The sequence below is a fragment of the Microbacterium phyllosphaerae genome (assembly GCF_050628115.1).
Classification (GTDB): Bacteria; Actinomycetota; Actinomycetes; order Actinomycetales; family Microbacteriaceae; genus Microbacterium; species Microbacterium phyllosphaerae_A.
In genome coordinates, this window is sequence record NZ_CP192502.1 from 2,368,235 (window position 1) to 2,385,943 (window position 17,709).

Consider the following 17,709-nt stretch of genomic DNA (forward strand, 5'->3'; position numbering starts at 1 on the left):
AATGCGACGATCAATGAGGATCGCCACCGCAGGGGTGGCTCTCTTCGGCCTCATCGCGCTCGCCGGGTGTACGACAGACCCGTCCGTGGCGCCGGCCGAATCCGACAGTCCCGACGAGTCCGCCGAGACCACCGAGTGGTTCGACCAGGAGCTCTTCGACAAGCAGATGGAAGAGCGTGGCGTCGAGCCCCAGGGTCCGGCCGATGAGCCGTACCTCCAGCACATCAACGCCGAGATGGTCGACACGTCCGCGTTCGCGAGCGAGGGGGCCAAGAAGGCCTGCTTCGCGAACGCGTCGATCTCGAACCCGTGGCGCCAGACCGGCTGGATCACGATGAACGAGCAGCTCAAGTCGCTGCAGGAGGCCGGAGCGATCAGCGAGATGGAGACCCGCGATGCGCAGGACTCCGATGACACGCAGATCGCCGACATCGACTACTTCATCGCCGAGGGCGGCTGCGACGTCTTCCTCATCTCGCCGAACAGCACTGCGGCGATGACCCCGGCCGTCGAGCGGGCGTGCGAGACAGGCAAGCCGGTGATCGTGTTCGACCGCGGAGTGAACACCGACTGCCCTGTCACGTTCATCCACCCCATCGGCGGATTCGCGTGGGGCATCGACACCGCCGAGTTCCTCATCGACAACCTCGAAGAGGGCGACAAGGTCGTGGCGCTGCGCATCCTCCCCGGTGTCGACGTGCTCGAACACCGGTGGGCTGCCGCCGAGAAGCTCTTCGACGAGGCGGGCATCGAGGCCGTGGACTACTTCACCGGTGCCGACCCCGCCGAGATCAAGAGCATCATCAGCGACGAGCTCGCCAAGGGCGACGTGCAGGGCATCTGGATGGATGCCGGTGACGGCGCGGTCGCGGCGATCGAGGCATTCGAGGATGCCGGTGCCGACTACCCGGTGATGACCGGCGAGGACGAGATGAGCTTCCTGCGCAAGTGGAAGGAGACGGGTCTCACGGGTCTCGCGCCGGTGTACTCGAACTTCCAGTGGCGCACGCCGCTGCTCGCCGCGCAGATGGTCTTCGCGGGTGAAGAGGTGCCGAAGGAGTGGGTGCTGCCGCAGAAGCCGATCACCGAGGCGGAGCTCGACGACTACCTCGAGGCGAATGACGGAATGCCCGACGGGCACTACGCCAAGTTCGGCGGGGAGAACCTTCCCGGTTACCCGACGGTCTGGCAGGAACGTCAGATCCCGTAACCCGCAGTGACGCTCCCACCCTTCCCTCCGCACGTCCGCAGATGGGAGGGTGGGAGCACACGCGTCATCCCCGAAGGAGCAGGATGCCTCGCACGATCGCCGTCAACACGTGGGTGTGGACCTCTCCACTCACCGATGCGACGCTCGAGCCGCTCGCGCGGAAGGCTGCGGAGATGGGCTACCAGGCTCTGGAGCTGCCGCTCGAGAACGTCGGAGACTGGGATCCCGGGCGCACGCGTGAGGTCCTGAACGGACTCGACCTCGGCGCGATCGTCGTCGGGGCCATGGGCCACGGCCGATCGCTGCTCGCGCGAGCGGGAGACGTGGCCTGGACGCAGGACTACCTGCGATCGTGCATCGACGCGGCCGACACGCTCGGGTCGGACGTCGTCGCCGGCCCGTTCTACGCACCGACCGGAGTGACGTGGCGGATGACGCCCGACGAACGCGCGGAGGTCGTGCGCGAACTGCGAGTGAATCTCCGCCCAGTGGCCGAGGAGGCCGCGTCCAGGGGCATCGTGCTGGCGATCGAGCCGCTCAATCGGTATGAGACCAGCGTGCTGAACACGGTCGAGCAGAGCCTGGATGCGCTCCAACCTCTGCTGGGCGCAGGTGTCGGGCTCGCCCTCGACACCTACCACCTCAACATCGAGGAGAAGCGGCCTGCCGACGCCGTCCGAGCCGCGGGCTCGTCGATCGCTCACGTGCAGGTCTGCGGCAGCGATCGGGGAGCGGTCGGCGACGACCACACCGACTGGCCGGAGCTGCTGAGGGCTCTCGATGATGCGGGCTACCGCGGACCGCTCGGACTCGAGAGCTTCACCGGCGAGAACGCGACGATCGCGGTCGCCGCATCCGTCTGGCGTCCTCTCGCACCGAGTCAGGACGAACTCGCCCGCCGCAGCATCCATGCGCTCAGGGCCCTCGGCGCCTGAGACCGTCACGCGATACGAAGGAGTGTCCATGACCACCCATCCCGTCACGCTGTTCACCGGACAGTGGGCCGACCTGCCGTTCGAGGAGGTGGCTCGGCTCGCGGCCGACTGGGGCTACGACGGTCTCGAGGTCGCGGCCTCGGGCGATCACCTCGATCTGCGGCGGGCCGACGAGGACGACGCCTACGTCGCCTCCCGACTCGAGATCCTCGACCGTCATGGACTGAAGATCTTCGCGATCTCGAACCACCTCGCCGGTCAAGCGGTCTGCGATGCGCCGATCGACTTCCGTCATCAGGCGATCCTGCGCGACTACGTGTGGGGAGACGGCGATGCCGAGGGCGTGCGCACTCGTGCAGCGGAAGACATGAAGCGGGCGGCGCGGGTGGCACGCAAGCTCGGCATCGACACGGTCGTCGGGTTCACCGGTTCATCGATCTGGCCCTATGTGGCCATGTTCCCACCGGTGCCGGCAGCCGTCATCGAGGGCGGGTTCGACGACTTCGCCGCTCGCTGGAATCCGATCCTCGACGTGTTCGACGGTGAGGGTGTGCGCTTCGCCCACGAGGTGCATCCGGGGGAGATCGCCTACGACTACTGGTCGTCGGTGCGGGCGCTGGATGCGATCGATCACCGCGGGGCGTTCGGCTTCAACTGGGACCCCTCGCACATGATGTGGCAGAACATCGACCCGGTCGGGTTCATCGTAGACTTCGCCGATCGGATCTACCACGTGGACTGCAAGGACACCCGGATGCGCCCGCACAACGGTCGTGCCGGGGTGCTCGGCTCGCACCTGCCGTGGGGCGACCCGCGCCGCGGCTGGGACTTCGTCTCGACAGGTCACGGCGACGTGCCGTGGGAAGACGCGTTCCGAGCGCTCGAGGCGATCGGCTACACAGGACCCATCTCGATCGAGTGGGAGGATGCCGGAATGGATCGCCTGCACGGAGCACCCGAGGCCCTCCACCACGTGCGGTCGCTGCTGTGGCCCGCGCCCACGGCATCCTTCGATGCCGCCTTCAGCAACCAGGAGACCGGAGCCACCCCATGACCATCCTGCACACCGTCGTCTTCCGTCTGATCCACGAGGCGGGTTCGGCAGAGGAACGCGAGTTCCTGGCCACCGGTCGGGCGGTGCTCACATCGATCCCCGGGGTCGAGGACTTCACGATCCGCAGGCAGGTGAGTCCGAAGAGCGACCTGGAGCACCAGTTCTCGATGATGTTCCGGGACATCAGTACCTACCGGGCGTACAACGAGCACCCCGCGCACACCGCCTTCGTGTCGGAGCGGTGGGTGCCGGAAGTCGCGGCGTTCCAGGAGTACGACTTCGAGGAGTGAGCGGCGCGAGCCGTGCCCTCGGTCAGGAGGCCGAGTCGCGCAGCTTCACCAGGCGTTCGTGCCCGGTCTCTTCGAGCTCGGCGATGTTCTCGCGCGACTTCAGGAAGTCCGAGAACGACCGGTATCCGAGAGCCTTCTCGCTGAACGACGGATCCATGCGTCGCATGTGGGTCTTCACGGCCGAGCTGTGCAGCCACTCGTCGGCGTCGGTCTTGTCGTGGCCGAGTCGCAGCGCCCGCTGCAGCAGCTCGGTCGCCTCGCCCTGCTCGGTACCGTCGCCCTGCTCGTCGATCTTCGCCGACGCCGCAGCCGCGGCCTTCGCCTTGGTGGTCTTGGCCGGCTGCCTGGACTTGGTCTTCACCGCAGGCTCAGGCTCAGGCTCGGCGATCGGCTCTGGGATCTCGACGGCCGCGGGGGCGGGGGCCGTGGCCTTGGTCGGTCGTACGACGCCGGGAAGCGAGTCGTAGGCCTCGAACTCGTCGCACGCGGCGGCCAGCGACTTGGCGGTGGAACCGGCGACGCCGACGCCGATGACGTAGCGGCCCAGGCGCTTGCAGCGCTGCGCGAGAGGCACGTAGTCGCTGTCTCCGGCGACGATCACGACGTGCGTGAGGTCCGGCAGACGGAACATGTCCTCGACGGCATCGACGGCCAGACGGATGTCGGCGCCGTTCTTGGCGTAGGCCGCGGCGGGGAACAGCTGCACGAGGTCGACCGCACGTGCGACGAGCTGCGAGCGGTACACCGCGTTCACCGGAGACGACCAGTCGGCGTAGGCGCGGGTGAGCACGAGTGTGCCGAATGAGGCGGCGTAGTCGATGATCGCCCCGACCTCGATCATCGCGCGGGAGAGCCGTTCGGTGACCTCGGGATCGGAGGGGTTCTCGGTGATGCGCTGGCGGTCCTTGCCGTAGGCGTTGCGCCCGTGCACCCGGTCGTACCAGGAGATGACGATGTTGTCGAAGTCGAGATAGACGGCGACGCGCGCGTCGTGTGCCTCAGCCATTGTGTGCTCCTTCGCCCGGGTACCGCACACCGATCTGGGCGCGGATCTCGTCGAGGGTGCCCATGATGGCGACACTCTCGGCGATCGGCAGTATGTCGCCCTCGAGCAGGCCCTCGCCCACGAGACGCTCGGCGGCATGCGCCTGGTACTCCATGCCCCGGCCCGCGACGTCGGAGGAGTACTCCTCGGTCACGGTGCCGTCGGGGAGGACCACGCGGAACGTCGTCGGGGCGTACCAGACCTGATCGATGTCGATACGGGCCTTCGTGCCGATGATGCTCGCAGCGTTCGGGCCGGCAGCGCGCGACGACGACAGGGTGGTCGAGATCGCGCCTCCCTCGTGCGTCATGATCGTCGCGACCTCGGCATCGGCGCCGGTCTCGATCAGGCGCGCGACCGACTGGATGCCGGTCGGCGCGCCGAGGATGTCCCACACGAACGAGATCGGGTAGATCCCGAGGTCGAGCAGCGCGCCGCCGCCGAGCTCGAGCGCATTCAGGCGGTGCGCGGGGTCGGTGGGCAGGAGCTGTGTGTGGTCGGCGCTCACGGCACGGATCTCGCCGAGCGTGCCGGCGGCGATGATCTCGCGGATCCGGACCATGTGCGGCAGATACCGCGTCCACATCGCCTCCATCGCGAGGAGCCCTCGCTCGGCCGCCAGGCGTTGCAGGTCTTCCGCTTCGCCCCTGTTGAGGGTGAAGGCCTTCTCGACGAGCACGTGCTTGCCGGCCTCGAGCGCCAGGCGGGCGCCCTCGTGGTGCATGGGGTGCGGCGTGGAGACGTAGATGATGTCGACGTCGGGATCGGCGACGAGCGCTTCGTACGACGGGTGCGCGTGCGCGATGTCGAAGCGGGCCGCGAACGCATCGGCCGAGTCCTGCGAGCGAGAGCCGACGGCGACGAGATCGAGCCCGGCGGTGCGCAGATCGGATGCGAACGCGCCGGCGATGCCGCCGGTCGCGAGGATTCCCCAACGAAGACCAGTCATGGTCTCAGCGTAGAGGGTGCGGCAGACAGCCGGGACGATCAGGCGAGAGCGGCGAGCGTGCGCTGCGGCACGAGAGGGAAGACCTGCTCGGCGATCCGCTCGAGCTCCTCGTCGAGCGGCGACGCCTGGATCAGCAGCAGCGTGATCCCGGCATCCGCATAGTCGTGGATGCGCTCGGCGACCTGCTCGGCCGTGCCGACGAGGTTCGGGCGCAGCCCCCTCGTGCCGACCGAGTACTCACGACGAGTGAGCTCGAGCGACAGCTTCGAGTGGCGTTGGAATTCCTCGAACGACGCGTAGCCGGGGGAGTCGGGGTCGATGGTGGTGATGCGGTCGAGTTCGCGCTGCGCCTCGGCCTCGGTGTCTCGGACGATCACATACGCCGGCATGCCGAACTCGGCGATCGGGCGGTCGTGCAGTCGCTCGGAGCGCGCGTTCATGTCGGTCACATTGGCGCGAACCTCGTCGAGGGTGCCCCCATGCATGACGTAGGCGTCGGCGAAGCCGGCGATCGACTCACGCCCCGCCTCGCTCTCGCCACCGGCGAAGATCACGGGGTGACTCGACGGCTTCGGCTCGACGATCGTCCCGTCGAGGGCGTAGTGCGAACCCTGGAACGAGTACGGCGTCTGCTCCCAGAGGCCGTTCAGCACCGTCACGAACTCCTCGGCCTGCACGTAGCGTTCGTCGTGGGTCGTGAACCGGCCGCCGAACTGGCGGGCCTCCTCAGCCCACCACGCGGCGACGACGTTGAGGGAGACGCGACCCGGGGCGATCTGATCCAGCGTCCCGACGGTCTTCGCGAGCACGGCCGGGAGATGGAAGCCGGGGCGCACGGCGGTCATGACGCGCAGGTGCTCGGTGACGGCGAGAATGCCGGCCGAGAGCGACCAGGCCTCGAGGCTCGGTGCGTCGGTGCCCTTGCGATCATTGAGGTAGAGCTCAGGCACGAGCGTGGTGTGGAACCCGAGGCGATCGGCCTTCACCGACACCTCGCGGATGTACTCCCACGTGGCAGCCATGCGGCCCTCGTCGGTGACGTTGCGCAGGAATCCGCCGTAGACAGGGGTCCAGTAGCCGAGATCGATCGCCATGAGGGCTCCTTGGGTCAGACCAGCGCGAGCGCGTGGTCGAGGTCGGCGATGAGATCGCCCGGGTCTTCGAGCCCTGCCGACAGCCGTATCGTCGTGAGCGAGATGCCTGCGGCGGCCCGCTGCTCGGCGGTGAGGTGCGAATGCGTCATGGACGCCGGGTGGTTCACCAGGCTCCGCGCGTCGCCGATGTTCGCCACGAGACGGATGACCCGCAGGGAGTCGATCACACGCGCGACGCTGCCCTGGGTTTCGGCGTCCAGCGGGACGGCGAGGTCGAACGAGAAGACCGAGGGGCCACCTCGCGGCAGGTAGCGCTGGGCGAGCGGATGCCAGCGGTTGCCCTGGAGCCCGGGGTGGTGCACTGTCGCGACCGCCGGATGCCGCTGCAGGTGCTCCGCGAGCGCGAGCGCTGTGGCGGTCTGCCGCGCCACGCGCAGGTCGAGGGTCTCGACGCCCTGCAGGATCTGCCAGGCATTGAACGGCGAGAGCGAGGGACCGAGATCGTGCACGTACTTCGACTTCACGAGCGCCGCGAACGCCTGACCTCTGCCGAAGCGCTCCCACAGGGTGAAGTCCCCGACGCGCGCGTAGGGCTCGGTGAAATGCGGCCAGCGTGCGGGCTCGCTGCCGAAGTCGAAGGTGCCCTGGTCGACGACCACACCGCCGAGAGACGTGCCGTGGCCACTGAGGAACTTGGTCGCGGAGTGCACGACGAAGTCCGCGCCGTGCTCACCCGGTCGCACCAGATACGGGGTGCCGACGGTGTTGTCGATCACGAGGGGTACACCGGCCTCGTGCGCGATGTCCGCGACGGCGCGGATGTCGAGGACCTGGGCGATCGGGTTCGCGATGGACTCGGCGAACAGCACGCGCGTCTCGGGCCGGATCGCCGCGCGCCAGGCATCCGGGTCATCCTGGTCGACGAAGGTCACCGGGATGCCGAAGTCGTCGAAGGTCTCCTGCAGCAGATCGACCGTGCCGCCGTAGAGCTGCGTGGCGGCGACGATGTGACCACCGCGGCCCACGAGCGCGAGCAGGGTCACGGCGACCGCCGCCTGCCCTGACGCCACGGCCACCGCCGACACCCCGCCCTCGAGTGCGGCGATGCGCTCTTCGAGGATCTGCTGGGTCGGGCTCGCGTTGCGGCTGTACAGATTGCCGGCGGTGCGCAGCGCGAACAGGTCCGCGGCGTCGGCGAGCGAGGCGAACTCGTACGCGGCCGTCTGATAGATCGGGGGGACGGCGCTGTTCTGCGGGGTTCCCGGGATGTATCCCGCCTGGATCTGACGAGTGGAGAACTCGGTCATGCGGTCGCCACCGCCGCCGTCTCGTGGGTGCGCACGATCGCGGCGTGCACGTCACCGCCGCGCAGACGCTCGAGCCACTGCACGAGCGCCGCCGCGACGCTGCGGTGCGACTGGTCGTTGAGCGCGTCGTGCAGGCCAGCGACGGTCTCGACGATCTCGAGGTCGGGAACCGCGCGCAGCGCGTGGATCACCTGGGGCAGTGGCGACACGGCGTCGGCGCCGCCGTGCACGGCGAGCACCGGGACCTCGATCGCCGCGAGGTCTGCGGGTGCCGGGAGCGGCTCGGCCGGAGTGACATCGACGGAGCTGGCCTCGGTGGCCAGCACGCCCAGGTGCAGCGGGCACGCTGTGCGCTCCTCGGCGGACGGCAGGTCGAGCTCGGCATCCACCAGGGTTCCGGCGACGACCGCCGCCTCGACGGGTGCGCCCTGCGCCACGAGTCGGAGCACGGCGGATGCTCCGGCATCCGACCCGAGGAGCACCCGTGGGGTGTCGGTGACCTCCGAGAGCCAGGCGCTCGCGGCATCGGCGTCCTCTTCGAAGACGGCGACGAGGTAGCCGTCCGAGCTCAGACGGCGGCCGAAGCGCTCGTACACGCCCGCGCGCTCGCCGCGTCCGGTGACGAGGGCGAGCGTGCCGCGGACGCGGGCGGGAGGCGTCCAGAGTGCGGGGGAGGAGGTCGTGGTCATGCCCCCATCCTCCGATCGGCCACCGACACGCACCGAGGATGTGTCGCCGTGTTGCGCTCCGTTTCGCTGCGCTTCCTCAGCGGTTGGCGGGCGGATCCAGCCGCTCATACTTTCGGGGCATGACCGAACCCCTCATCATCGGCGCCATGGTGCGCACTCTCGGCGCGTACCCGTCGGGTTGGCGTCAGCCGGGTGCGCACCGCGACCCCTCTGCGGATGCCGACATCCTCCGTCATATCGCGCGCGAGGGCGAGGATGCGGGGCTCGACTACCTGTTCTTCGGCGACTGGCTGGCGACGGGACCGGATCTCGAGTTCCGCGACCCGTATCTGCTGGCGCGCATCGACCCGGTGAGTGCGGTGCTCTTCCTCGCGGGGGTCACCTCGCGGATCGGACTGATCGCCACCGTGAACACGACCTATGCCGATCCCTATGCGACAGCGCGCTCGCTCGCCTCGCTCGACGTGCTCACCGGGGGCCGCGCCGGCGTGAATCTCGTCACGGGCGCAGAGCCGCGCGCGGCGGGAAACCACGGCCGCGATGCGCACGCCGACAACGAGACCCGATACGACCGCGCTGAGGAGTTCGTCACGGCGCTGCGTCGCCTGTGGGACTCGTGGAGCGATGACGCCTGGATCGCGGATGCCGAGCGCGGCGTGCTGATCGACCCCGAGGGCCTTCGCGGCGCCGACCTGCAGGGCGCGCACGTGCGGGTCTCCGGACCGTTGAACGTCGCCCGCCCGCCTCAGGGCCAGATCCCCATCGTGCACGCGGGCACTTCTCCGCGCTCTCGTGCGCTCGCGGCGACCGAGGCCGACCTGGCGCTGATCGCCGCCCCGAACATCGCGGATGCGATCGCCACCCGTCGCGACCTGCGCGAGATCGCGGCAGCCGCCGGGCGCTCGCCCGACACGCTGAAGGTGATCGCTCCGGTGCTGCCCGTCGTCGCGGACTCAGACGCCGCAGCCCATCGCATCGTCGAGCGCCTGCTCGCTCTCGTGCCTCTCGCGGAGGGGCATCAGCCAGCGCGCACCGCATTCCCGCAGAACCGGTCCGTCGCGGCGCTCGCCGACGCGCTCGGGGTTGCTGCGGACGATCCGCTGCGCGTGGCAGGCCTCGATCAGGCCGTGTCCGCGGACGACGCGTCTCGGCTGGGCGATGCCGGCGCGGCACTGCTCGACAGGCTCGCCCGAATCGCCGGCGTACGCGTCGCGGGGCGGGGAGCCGGCGGTTCGCTGACCTGGCGTCATCTGGTCGCCGCGCACGCGGTGCCCGCCGCCTTCGTCGTCGGCGACGCCTCGACGATCGCAGACCACTTCGAGGCCTGGCGCGACGAGGGTGCGGCCGACGGATTCAACGTGCTCTCGGCGTTCCAGCCGGCGCAGTTCGAGGCCTTCACCCGACTGGCCGCTCCCGAGCTGCGTCGGCGGGGACTCCTCGGCCGAGCCGATGACGGCGCCAGACCGACGCTCAGAGAGCGACTCGGGGTCGGCACCCGAGACGGCGCCGCATCATCCCTCGCCGCACTCTGAACCGCCTCATCCGTTACGCCGCGTTGCGCCGGGTGACCGGGCATGACGCCTCGTGACAGGTCACGTCCGCGCATGACGACTCCATTCGCGACCCGGGGCCCGGAGTCCCTAGCGTGACCTTCACCCGCACACCACGAACCTCAGCATCCTTTCTCAGGAGGACCCGCATGACCCGCCGTCTCATCCGCGCAGCAGCCGTCGCGCTCCCGCTCGTCCTCGCAGCGGGCCTCGCCTCCTGCGCATCGTCGCCCGCTCCGTCCGACACGTCGGCCGCGGCCGGCGATCCCATCACCGGGGGCACTCTGACGTACCTGGAGCACCAGACGTTCACGAACCTGTACCCGCCGCAGGCGGGCTTCTACCCGAATGGCGGTGTGGTCAACAACATCACCGCGCGCCTCACCTGGCAGAACCCCGACTCGCTCGAGATCGAGCCGTGGATCGCATCCGACTGGACGGTGAACGACGACGCCACCGAGTACACCTTCAACTTGAAGCCGGATGTCACGTTCTCCGATGGCACGCCGCTGGATGCCGCCGCGGTCGCGAAGAACTTCGACACCTACGGTCTCGGCGACGCCGAGCGCGGCCTGACCGTCTCGGAGGCGATCAACAACTACGCCTCCAGCGAGGTCGTCGACGAGGACACCGTCACGTTCCGCTTCGCAGCTCCCGCCCCCGGCTTCCTGCAGGCGACGTCGACGATCAACTCCGGACTCCTCTCACCCGACACCCTCGACGGCACGATCGAGGACTTCGGCGCGGGCAACGCCGAGGCGATCATCGGCGCGGGGCCCTTCACCGTCACCGACGAGAAGCTCGGCACCGAGTTCACCCTGACCGCCCGCGAGGACTACGCCTGGGCTCCGGAGAGCGCCGAGAACCAGGGTCGTCCGTACCTCGACGCCGTGCACGTGCTCGTGACCCCCGAGGACTCCGTGCGCATCGGCTCGCTGCTCGCAGGTCAGGCCGACTACGTGCGCTACGTGCAGGCCTTCGACGAGGACCGCGTCGAGAGCTCCGGCTTCACCCTCTATGCGCCGCAGACCCGCGGAGTGAACAACTCCATCTCGCTGCGCCCCGAGAACCCGCTGCTCACCGACATCCGGGTCCGCCAGGCGCTGGTCGCCGCTGTGGATGCGCAGGAGGTCGTCGACACCCTGTTCACCGAGAACTACCCGGTCGCGACGTCGGTGCTGTCGCAGGAGGCCCTCGGCTATAAGGACGAGTCGGAGCACTACGCCTACGACCCCGACAAGGCCGAGAAGCTGCTCGACGAGGCCGGCTGGGAGCCCGGTTCCGACGGCATCCGCGAGAAGGACGGCGAGCGGCTGTCCATCACCGTCTACGAGGCCGCCCCGCAGCCGCTCTCGAAGCAGACCCTCGAGCTCGTCGCCCAGCAGCTCGCCAAGGTGGGCGTCGAGCTCACGGTGAAGCCGGCCGACGCCGGCTCCTACGCGGCAGACACCCGCGACCCGCTCAAGACCGGCTTCTACCACTCGATGGTCGGCCGCGCGGACTTCGACGTGATCAAGAGCCAGTACTACACGAAGAACCGTGACGCGCTGATCTCGAACGACGCCGAGCTCGATGCGCTGCTCGACGCCGTGGCCTCCGAGCCCGACACCGAGAAGCGGGTCGAGGCCTCGCAGGCCGTGCAGGACTACATCGCCGAGCAGGCGTACGTCATCCCGCTGTTCGAGGAGCCGCAGGTCTACGGCGCCGCCACCTACGTGCACGGTGTGGACTTCGAGTCGGTCGGTCGCCCCACCTTCGCGGGCGTCTGGCTCGCCGAGCACTGAGCCTGACTGACTCGGTGCACTGATGAGCTTCGTCCTCCGACGAGCCGGGCAGGCCGCGATCGTTCTGATCGCGGCCTTCACGGCCACCTTCTTCCTGCTGCAGATGCTGCCGGGCGATGCGATCCTGATCAAGTTCTCCGACCCCAGCCTCGGGCTGTCGCCGGAACAGCTCGACGGGATCCGCGCCACATACGGCACCGACCTGCCCTGGTGGCAGCAGTACGTGCACGCGGGGCTCGGGTTCGCGGCGGGCGACTTCGGATACTCGACGCAGTTCGGCACCCCGGTGCTGACCATGCTCGCCGAGGCGCTGCCGTCGACCCTGCTGCTGGCGTCGCTCGGACTCGTGGTGGCGCTGCTGATCGCGGTGCTCGTCGCAGGGCTCTCCTCTCTCGCCCGGTTCGCATGGTTGCGCAACGGCATCCGGCAGGTACCGGGTCTGTTCGTCGCCGTGCCGGTGTTCTGGCTCGGCATCCTGCTGATCCAGGTCTTCTCCTTCGGCCTCGGCTGGGTGCCGATCGTCGGCGCCGACCCGGTCGCGGGGCTCATCCTGCCCGTGCTCACTCTGGCCGTGCCCATCTCGGCACCGCTCGCACAGGTGCTGGTGCGGGCGATCGATCAGGTGCAGGCGCAGCCCTTCATCACGGTCGTCCGGGCCAAGGGTGCGCCGCCGGCATGGGTTCTCACCCGCTCGGTCGCGCGCAATGCCGCGCTGCCCACACTGACGATCGCCGGTGTGCTGTTCGGCGAGCTGGTCGGCGGCGCGGTCGTCACGGAGACCGTGTTCGGCCGCACCGGCATCGGCCGGCTCACCGAGCAGGCGGTGTCGAATCAGGACATCCCCGTGCTGCAGGGTGTGGTGCTGCTGTCCGCCCTCGGCTTCGTCCTCATCAGCTTCGCCGTCGACCTCGTCACCCCGCTGATCGATCCCCGCCAGCGCGCCCTCTCGAAGGCAGGAGTCTCGGCATGACCGTCGCCGCCATCGCCGCATCGACCGATCCCGCTGTCGAGCCCCCGGAGCAGGATGCCGCCGCATCCGCCCCGAGCAGGCGGGCCCGCGGTCTGCGTTCCCGGCCCTGGGGTCTCTACCTCGCGATCGTCGTCGTCGCGCTCGCAGTGCTCTGGGCGCTGATCCCCGGGGCGTTCGCGCCCGGCGATCCGCTCACCGGGACCCCCGCCGACAAGCTGCTGCCGCCGAGCGCTGCACACCTCTTCGGCACCGACACCCTCGGCCGCGATCTGTTCGGTCGCGTCGTCCACGGCGCGGTGCACTCGCTCTCCGGCGCTCTCATCGCCGTCACGGTCGGCCTCGCGCTCGGCACCCTCCTCGGAGCGGTCGCCGGCGCGATCGGAGGCGTCGTCGACGACATCCTGATGCGCGTGGTCGACGTGCTGCTCGCCATCCCCGGTCTGCTGCTGTCGCTGTCGGTCATCATCCTGCTCGGGTTCGGAACCGTGAACGCGGCGATCGCGGTGGGCCTCGGCAGCGTGGCCGCCTTCGCCCGTCTGATGAGGTCGGAGGTCGCACGCGTGCGGCGCAGCGAGTACGTCGAGGCGGCATACGGCAGCGGCGGGACCTTCCTCACCGTCCTCCGTCGCCACGTGCTCCCGAACTCGCTCACGCCCATCGTCGCGCTCGCGGCGCTGCAGTTCGGCACCGCGATCCTGGCGATCTCGACGCTGGGGTTCCTCGGTTACGGCGCTCCGCCGCCCACTCCGGAGTGGGGCCTGCTCATCGCGGAGGGCCGCAACTACACGGCCACCGCCTGGTGGCTGACAGCACTGCCCGGTCTTGTCGTGGTCGCGGTCGTGCTCAGTGCCAACCGCATCTCGCACCGCATCGGAAGGAACTCGCGATGACCGTTTTCGCCGTCGACGACCTCAGAGTCTCGTACGCCACACGCACCGGTCAGCGCGAGGTCGTGCACGGAGTGTCGTTCGAGATCGCCGAGGGTGAGGCACTGGCGCTCGTGGGGGAGTCCGGCTCGGGCAAGTCCACGACCGCGCACGCGCTGCTCGGCCTGCTGCCCGCCGGCGGTCGGGTCGAGGGCGGCACCGTGCGCCTCGGCGACCTCGACATCTCGGGGTGGACGGATCGCTCGCTGCGGAGCATCCGCGGGCCCGAGATCGGTCTCGTCCCGCAGGACCCGGTGACGTCGCTCGACCCCGTGCGCCCGATCGGCGCTCAGGTCGAGGAGGTGCTGAAGCTGCACGGGCACCGCGACCGTCGTGCGCGTCGGGCACGGGTGATCGAGCTGCTCGATCGCGTCGGCATCGACGACCCCGATCTGCGCGTGCGCCAGTATCCGCACGAGCTCTCCGGCGGCATGCGGCAGCGGGTGCTCATCGCATCGGCGATCGCGCTGCGACCCCGACTGCTGATCGCCGACGAGCCGACCAGCGCGCTGGATGCCACGGTGCAGCGAAAGGTGCTCGACCTGCTCGACGAACTGCGCCGCGACGAGGGGACGAGCATCCTGCTGGTCACCCATGACCTCGGTGTCGCCGCAGACCGTGCGCAGCGCCTGGTCGTGCTCAAAGACGGACGCATCGTCGAGCAGGGGGCGAGCGAGACCGTTCTCGCGGCGCCGTCGGACGCGTACACGAAGCAGCTGCTCGCCGACGCGCCGGCGTTCATCACGGGATTCCGCAGGCCCGAGGCTCCGCCGTTCCTGCGAGATGCGGCGGCAGTGGCCGCCGAGAACCCGTTCGCGATCACCGCCACAGACCTCGTCAAGGAGTTCAGGGTCGCCGGGCGCGAGCGTTTCCGTGCAGTCGACGACGTCTCGTTCCGCGTCCGCCGGGGTACGACGCACGCGCTGGTGGGGGAGTCAGGGTCGGGCAAGACCACCACCGCGCGTCTGATCACGCGGTTCCACCAGCCGGACGCCGGGGCCATCGAGATCGACGGCGAAGACGTGACCGGGCTGTCGGGTCAGAAGCTGCGGGCGCTGCGCCGCCGCATCCAGCTGGTCTACCAGAACCCGTTCGCGTCCCTGGACCCGCGGCAGCAGATCGTCGACATCATCTCCGAGCCGCTGCAGAACTTCGGCGTCGGCTCGCGTGCCGAGCGCAAGGACAGGGCGCTCGCGCTGATCGACCGGGTGTCGTTGGCGAGCGACGTCGCCACGCGCACCCCTCGCGAACTCTCGGGCGGTCAGCGCCAGCGTGTGGCGATCGCCAGGGCGCTGGCGATCGACCCCGAGATCGTCGTGCTCGACGAGGCGGTCTCGGCCCTCGATGTGACGGTGCAGGCCCGCATCCTCGAACTGCTCACCTCGCTGCAGGCAGAGCTCGGTCTGACCTACCTGTTCATCTCGCACGATCTCGCGGTCGTGCGCAGGATCAGCCACACGGTCTCGGTCATGCGCCGCGGCCGCATCGTCGAGGAGGGCAACACCGAGGAGCTCTTCCACGCCCCGCAGCATGAATACACCAGGGAGCTGCTCGCAGCCGTCCCCGGACGAACGGAGCAGCCCTCATGACCGCACCCACGATCGCCTTCTTCACGCGACTGCTCGACGACGCGGCACCCGCCGAGCGGTACGCGCTGGCCGGAGAGCAGATCCGGCACGCCGAGCGATACGGCGTCGGACGCGCCTGGGTCGCCCAGCATCACTTCCGTGCGGCCGAGGGTGGCCTCCCGTCCCCTCTCGTGTTCCTCGCCCATGTCGCGGCGCAGACGTCACACATCCGCCTCGGCACCGGCGTGATCACGCTGCCGCTGGAGGATGCGGTGCGCGTCGCCGAGGATGCGGTCGTCGCCGACCTTCTCGCAGACGGACGCATCGACCTGGGTCTGGGCAGCGGCGGCACACCCTCGTCGTTCGGCCCGTTCGGCGAGGACGTGCGCGACAAGGCGCCGACCTACGACCGCAAGCTCCACCTGCTGCTCGACGCGCTCTCGGGGCGCGACATCGGCGCCGAGAACACCCTCTATCCGGATGCCGGCACGCTCGCCGACCGCATCTGGCAGGCGACGTTCTCGGCACCGGGCGGCCATCGGGCCGGCATCCACGGGCACGGCCTGCTGCTCTCCCGCACCCAGCCGCGGTCGACGGATGCTCTGCACGCACCGCTCTCGGCGCTGCAGGATCCCATCATCGACGCGTACCTCGAGGCGCTGCCCGATGGCGTCGCCCCTCGTGTGACCGCCTCGCGCACCGTGTTCGTCGCGGACGACCGGGCCGAGGCACTGCGCTTCGCGGAGGTCGGACTGCGCCGTGCCGCCGAGGGATTCCGACGTCAGGGGCAGACGATCCCCGGCGACGACCTCGGCGAGCTGATAGTCGCACTCGACACCCATCTCGGCACCCCCGAGCAGGTCGCCGAATCGCTCGCCGCCGACGCGACCCTGGCGAGGGCCACCGAGGTGGCGTTCCAGGTGCACTCCGTCGACGCGCCGCACGAACACGTGCTGCGCTCGATCGAGCTCTTCGCCGAGCAGGTTGCCCCGGCCCTCGGCTACACCCTCACCGACACCATCAAGGAGAAGGCATGACCACCGACATCGTCGATCAGATCGTAGGGGTGACGCCCGAGCTGGATGCTCTGCGGCGTCGTCGCCCCGTCACCAGGGAGCAGCTGCAGGCGAGCTTCGACGCGCTCTTCGCGCCGGTGTCGACGGAGGAGGTGTCGCAGGCCGAGCGCGAGCTGATCGCCGCATTCGCCACGCGCCTCGCCGGCGACACGGACGCGACGGGCACGTTCTACGCAGACCGGGCCTTGGCGGTGGATCCGCAGCGCGCGACCGTCGTGATCGCCGAGGCGACGGACGCCGCGGTGTCCGGACCCTTCGGCTCGTACACCGAAGCGGGCCTGCAGGACGAGAACACCGAGGGCGAGCGCTACACGCCGTCGCCCGAGGTCGCGGAGGTGCTCGGCGAGCGTCTCGCCGCCGCCCTCGCGCACACGCACCTGCTCGTGTTCCGTCCGCGCGAATCCGCAGCCGCCGACATTCAGCGACTGGTGGATGCGGGGTGGTCGACCGACGGCATCGTCACCCTCTCGCAGCTCGTCTCGTTCCTCGCGTTCCAGCAGCGCGTCGTCACCGGCCTGAGGGTTCTCGCAGCCGCCGGCATCGCCGCGGCATCCGACTCCGAGGAGGAGGCAGCATGACCGAGCGTCTGCACGACGATTCACCGCACCCCGAGGCCTTCACCCGCGCCGAGGTCGGCTGGACGCCTCATCTTCCCCCTCTTGCTGAGGCGGAGCTGACCGAGCGCCATTACGACGGGCTCGTCGACGCCTCGCGCGCGAAGAACGACTACTTCCGGCTGCTGGCGCGCGACCCCGAGGTGCTCAAGGCGCGCACGCTCGTCGATAGGGACATTTTCTACAACGCCAAGGAGGGGCTTCCGCGTGCCGAGCGCGAGCTCTCGGCGACCGCTGCGTCACGCCGCAACGGCTGCGTGTTCTGTGCGTCGGTGCACGCGCGCTTCGCGGCGCACCACAGCAAGCGGGTCGACGACGTCGACCGCCTGCTCGATGAGGGAGTGGATGCCGACCTCGGCGAGCGGTGGAACGCTGTGGTCGCCGCTTCCGTCGCCCTGACCGACACCCCGAGTGCCTTCGGGCCTGCCGAGGTCGCCCGTCTGCGCGCCGCGGGACTCGACGACCTCGAAGTGGCCGACGTGATCCACGGTGCGGCGTTCTTCAACTGGGCGAACCGCCTGATGCTCTCGATCGGCCGCCCGGTCGCTCCTGTCTAGACCCGCGCGAATTCTGCGCCAGCCCCCTTCTGCCGTCCCGCGGCCGGAGGGGGCTGATGGTTTGCGCGAGAGTATCGGCATACTGCGCATA

Annotated in this window: 17 protein-coding genes; 12 read left to right on the top strand and 5 right to left on the bottom strand. The window is 69.5% G+C overall.

Going from position 1 to position 17,709, the window contains the following annotated elements; all coding sequences use genetic code 11:
- Position 1: 1 nt before the first annotated feature.
- From ACQ4LY_RS11195 to ACQ4LY_RS11210, 4 genes are all read left to right on the top strand, one after another.
- Positions 2 to 1,210 (top strand): substrate-binding domain-containing protein, encoded by a 1,209-nt coding sequence (locus tag ACQ4LY_RS11195; RefSeq protein WP_056513624.1) that lies wholly within the window; start codon positions 2 to 4, stop codon positions 1,208 to 1,210.
- A gap of 83 nt (positions 1,211 to 1,293) precedes the next feature.
- Positions 1,294 to 2,145, top strand: coding sequence for a sugar phosphate isomerase/epimerase family protein (locus tag ACQ4LY_RS11200; protein ID WP_431071455.1), 852 nt, complete (start codon positions 1,294 to 1,296; stop codon positions 2,143 to 2,145).
- A 28-nt stretch (positions 2,146 to 2,173) separates the two neighbouring features.
- A complete protein-coding gene (locus tag ACQ4LY_RS11205; RefSeq protein WP_431071457.1) occupies positions 2,174 to 3,199 on the top strand; it encodes a sugar phosphate isomerase/epimerase family protein in 1,026 nt (341 codons plus the stop codon).
- Complete coding sequence (locus tag ACQ4LY_RS11210) at positions 3,196 to 3,489, top strand: Dabb family protein (protein WP_431071459.1); 294 nt, start codon at positions 3,196 to 3,198, stop codon at positions 3,487 to 3,489. Before ACQ4LY_RS11205 ends, ACQ4LY_RS11210 begins: the two co-directional genes overlap by 4 nt.
- Before the next feature lie 22 nt (positions 3,490 to 3,511).
- Here ACQ4LY_RS11210 and ACQ4LY_RS11215 read toward each other — a convergent pair whose 3' ends face one another.
- From ACQ4LY_RS11215 to ACQ4LY_RS11235, 5 genes are read right to left on the bottom strand one after another with little or no spacing between them, the layout of a single operon-like run.
- The gene (locus ACQ4LY_RS11215; RefSeq protein ID WP_431071461.1) at positions 3,512 to 4,495 is read right to left on the bottom strand and encodes an NYN domain-containing protein; all 984 of its coding nucleotides are present in this window, start codon (positions 4,493 to 4,495) and stop codon (positions 3,512 to 3,514) included.
- On the bottom strand, positions 4,488 to 5,483 hold the full coding sequence (locus tag ACQ4LY_RS11220) for a Gfo/Idh/MocA family protein (protein WP_431071463.1): 996 nt from the start codon (positions 5,481 to 5,483) through the stop codon (positions 4,488 to 4,490). Before ACQ4LY_RS11220 ends, ACQ4LY_RS11215 begins: the two co-directional genes overlap by 8 nt.
- 38 nt (positions 5,484 to 5,521) lie before the next feature.
- Complete coding sequence (locus tag ACQ4LY_RS11225) at positions 5,522 to 6,577, bottom strand: LLM class flavin-dependent oxidoreductase (protein ID WP_431071465.1); 1,056 nt, start codon at positions 6,575 to 6,577, stop codon at positions 5,522 to 5,524.
- 14 nt (positions 6,578 to 6,591) lie between these two features.
- Positions 6,592 to 7,884, bottom strand: a complete 1,293-nt coding sequence (locus ACQ4LY_RS11230) for an O-acetylhomoserine aminocarboxypropyltransferase/cysteine synthase family protein (RefSeq protein WP_431071467.1) — start codon at positions 7,882 to 7,884, stop codon at positions 6,592 to 6,594.
- Positions 7,881 to 8,573 (bottom strand): alpha/beta hydrolase, encoded by a 693-nt coding sequence (locus tag ACQ4LY_RS11235; RefSeq protein ID WP_431071470.1) that lies wholly within the window; start codon positions 8,571 to 8,573, stop codon positions 7,881 to 7,883. The genes ACQ4LY_RS11230 and ACQ4LY_RS11235 overlap by 4 nt, the downstream gene beginning before the upstream one ends.
- Before the next feature lie 119 nt (positions 8,574 to 8,692).
- Here ACQ4LY_RS11235 and ACQ4LY_RS11240 point away from each other — a divergent pair, with 119 nt between their 5' ends.
- From ACQ4LY_RS11240 to ACQ4LY_RS11275, 8 genes are all read left to right on the top strand, one after another.
- A complete protein-coding gene (locus ACQ4LY_RS11240) occupies positions 8,693 to 10,105 on the top strand; it encodes an NtaA/DmoA family FMN-dependent monooxygenase (protein WP_431071472.1) in 1,413 nt (470 codons plus the stop codon).
- A 167-nt stretch (positions 10,106 to 10,272) separates the two neighbouring features.
- On the top strand, positions 10,273 to 11,907 hold the full coding sequence (locus tag ACQ4LY_RS11245) for a TIGR04028 family ABC transporter substrate-binding protein (RefSeq protein ID WP_431071474.1): 1,635 nt from the start codon (positions 10,273 to 10,275) through the stop codon (positions 11,905 to 11,907).
- 22 nt (positions 11,908 to 11,929) lie between these two features.
- Positions 11,930 to 12,877, top strand: coding sequence for an ABC transporter permease (locus ACQ4LY_RS11250; RefSeq protein WP_431071476.1), 948 nt, complete (start codon positions 11,930 to 11,932; stop codon positions 12,875 to 12,877).
- Complete coding sequence (locus ACQ4LY_RS11255; RefSeq protein WP_431071478.1) at positions 12,874 to 13,767, top strand: ABC transporter permease; 894 nt, start codon at positions 12,874 to 12,876, stop codon at positions 13,765 to 13,767. Before ACQ4LY_RS11250 ends, ACQ4LY_RS11255 begins: the two co-directional genes overlap by 4 nt.
- Entirely contained in the window at positions 13,764 to 15,392 is a 1,629-nt protein-coding gene (locus tag ACQ4LY_RS11260; RefSeq protein WP_431071480.1) for a dipeptide ABC transporter ATP-binding protein, read from the top strand. Before ACQ4LY_RS11255 ends, ACQ4LY_RS11260 begins: the two co-directional genes overlap by 4 nt.
- The gene (locus ACQ4LY_RS11265; protein ID WP_431071482.1) at positions 15,389 to 16,408 is read left to right on the top strand and encodes a putative FMN-dependent luciferase-like monooxygenase; all 1,020 of its coding nucleotides are present in this window, start codon (positions 15,389 to 15,391) and stop codon (positions 16,406 to 16,408) included. The genes ACQ4LY_RS11260 and ACQ4LY_RS11265 overlap by 4 nt, the downstream gene beginning before the upstream one ends.
- Positions 16,405 to 17,025, top strand: coding sequence for a CMD domain protein (locus ACQ4LY_RS11270; protein ID WP_431071484.1), 621 nt, complete (start codon positions 16,405 to 16,407; stop codon positions 17,023 to 17,025). Before ACQ4LY_RS11265 ends, ACQ4LY_RS11270 begins: the two co-directional genes overlap by 4 nt.
- Entirely contained in the window at positions 17,022 to 17,618 is a 597-nt protein-coding gene (locus ACQ4LY_RS11275) for an alkylhydroperoxidase domain protein (RefSeq protein ID WP_431071486.1), read from the top strand. Before ACQ4LY_RS11270 ends, ACQ4LY_RS11275 begins: the two co-directional genes overlap by 4 nt.
- Positions 17,619 to 17,709: the final 91 nt, after the last annotated feature.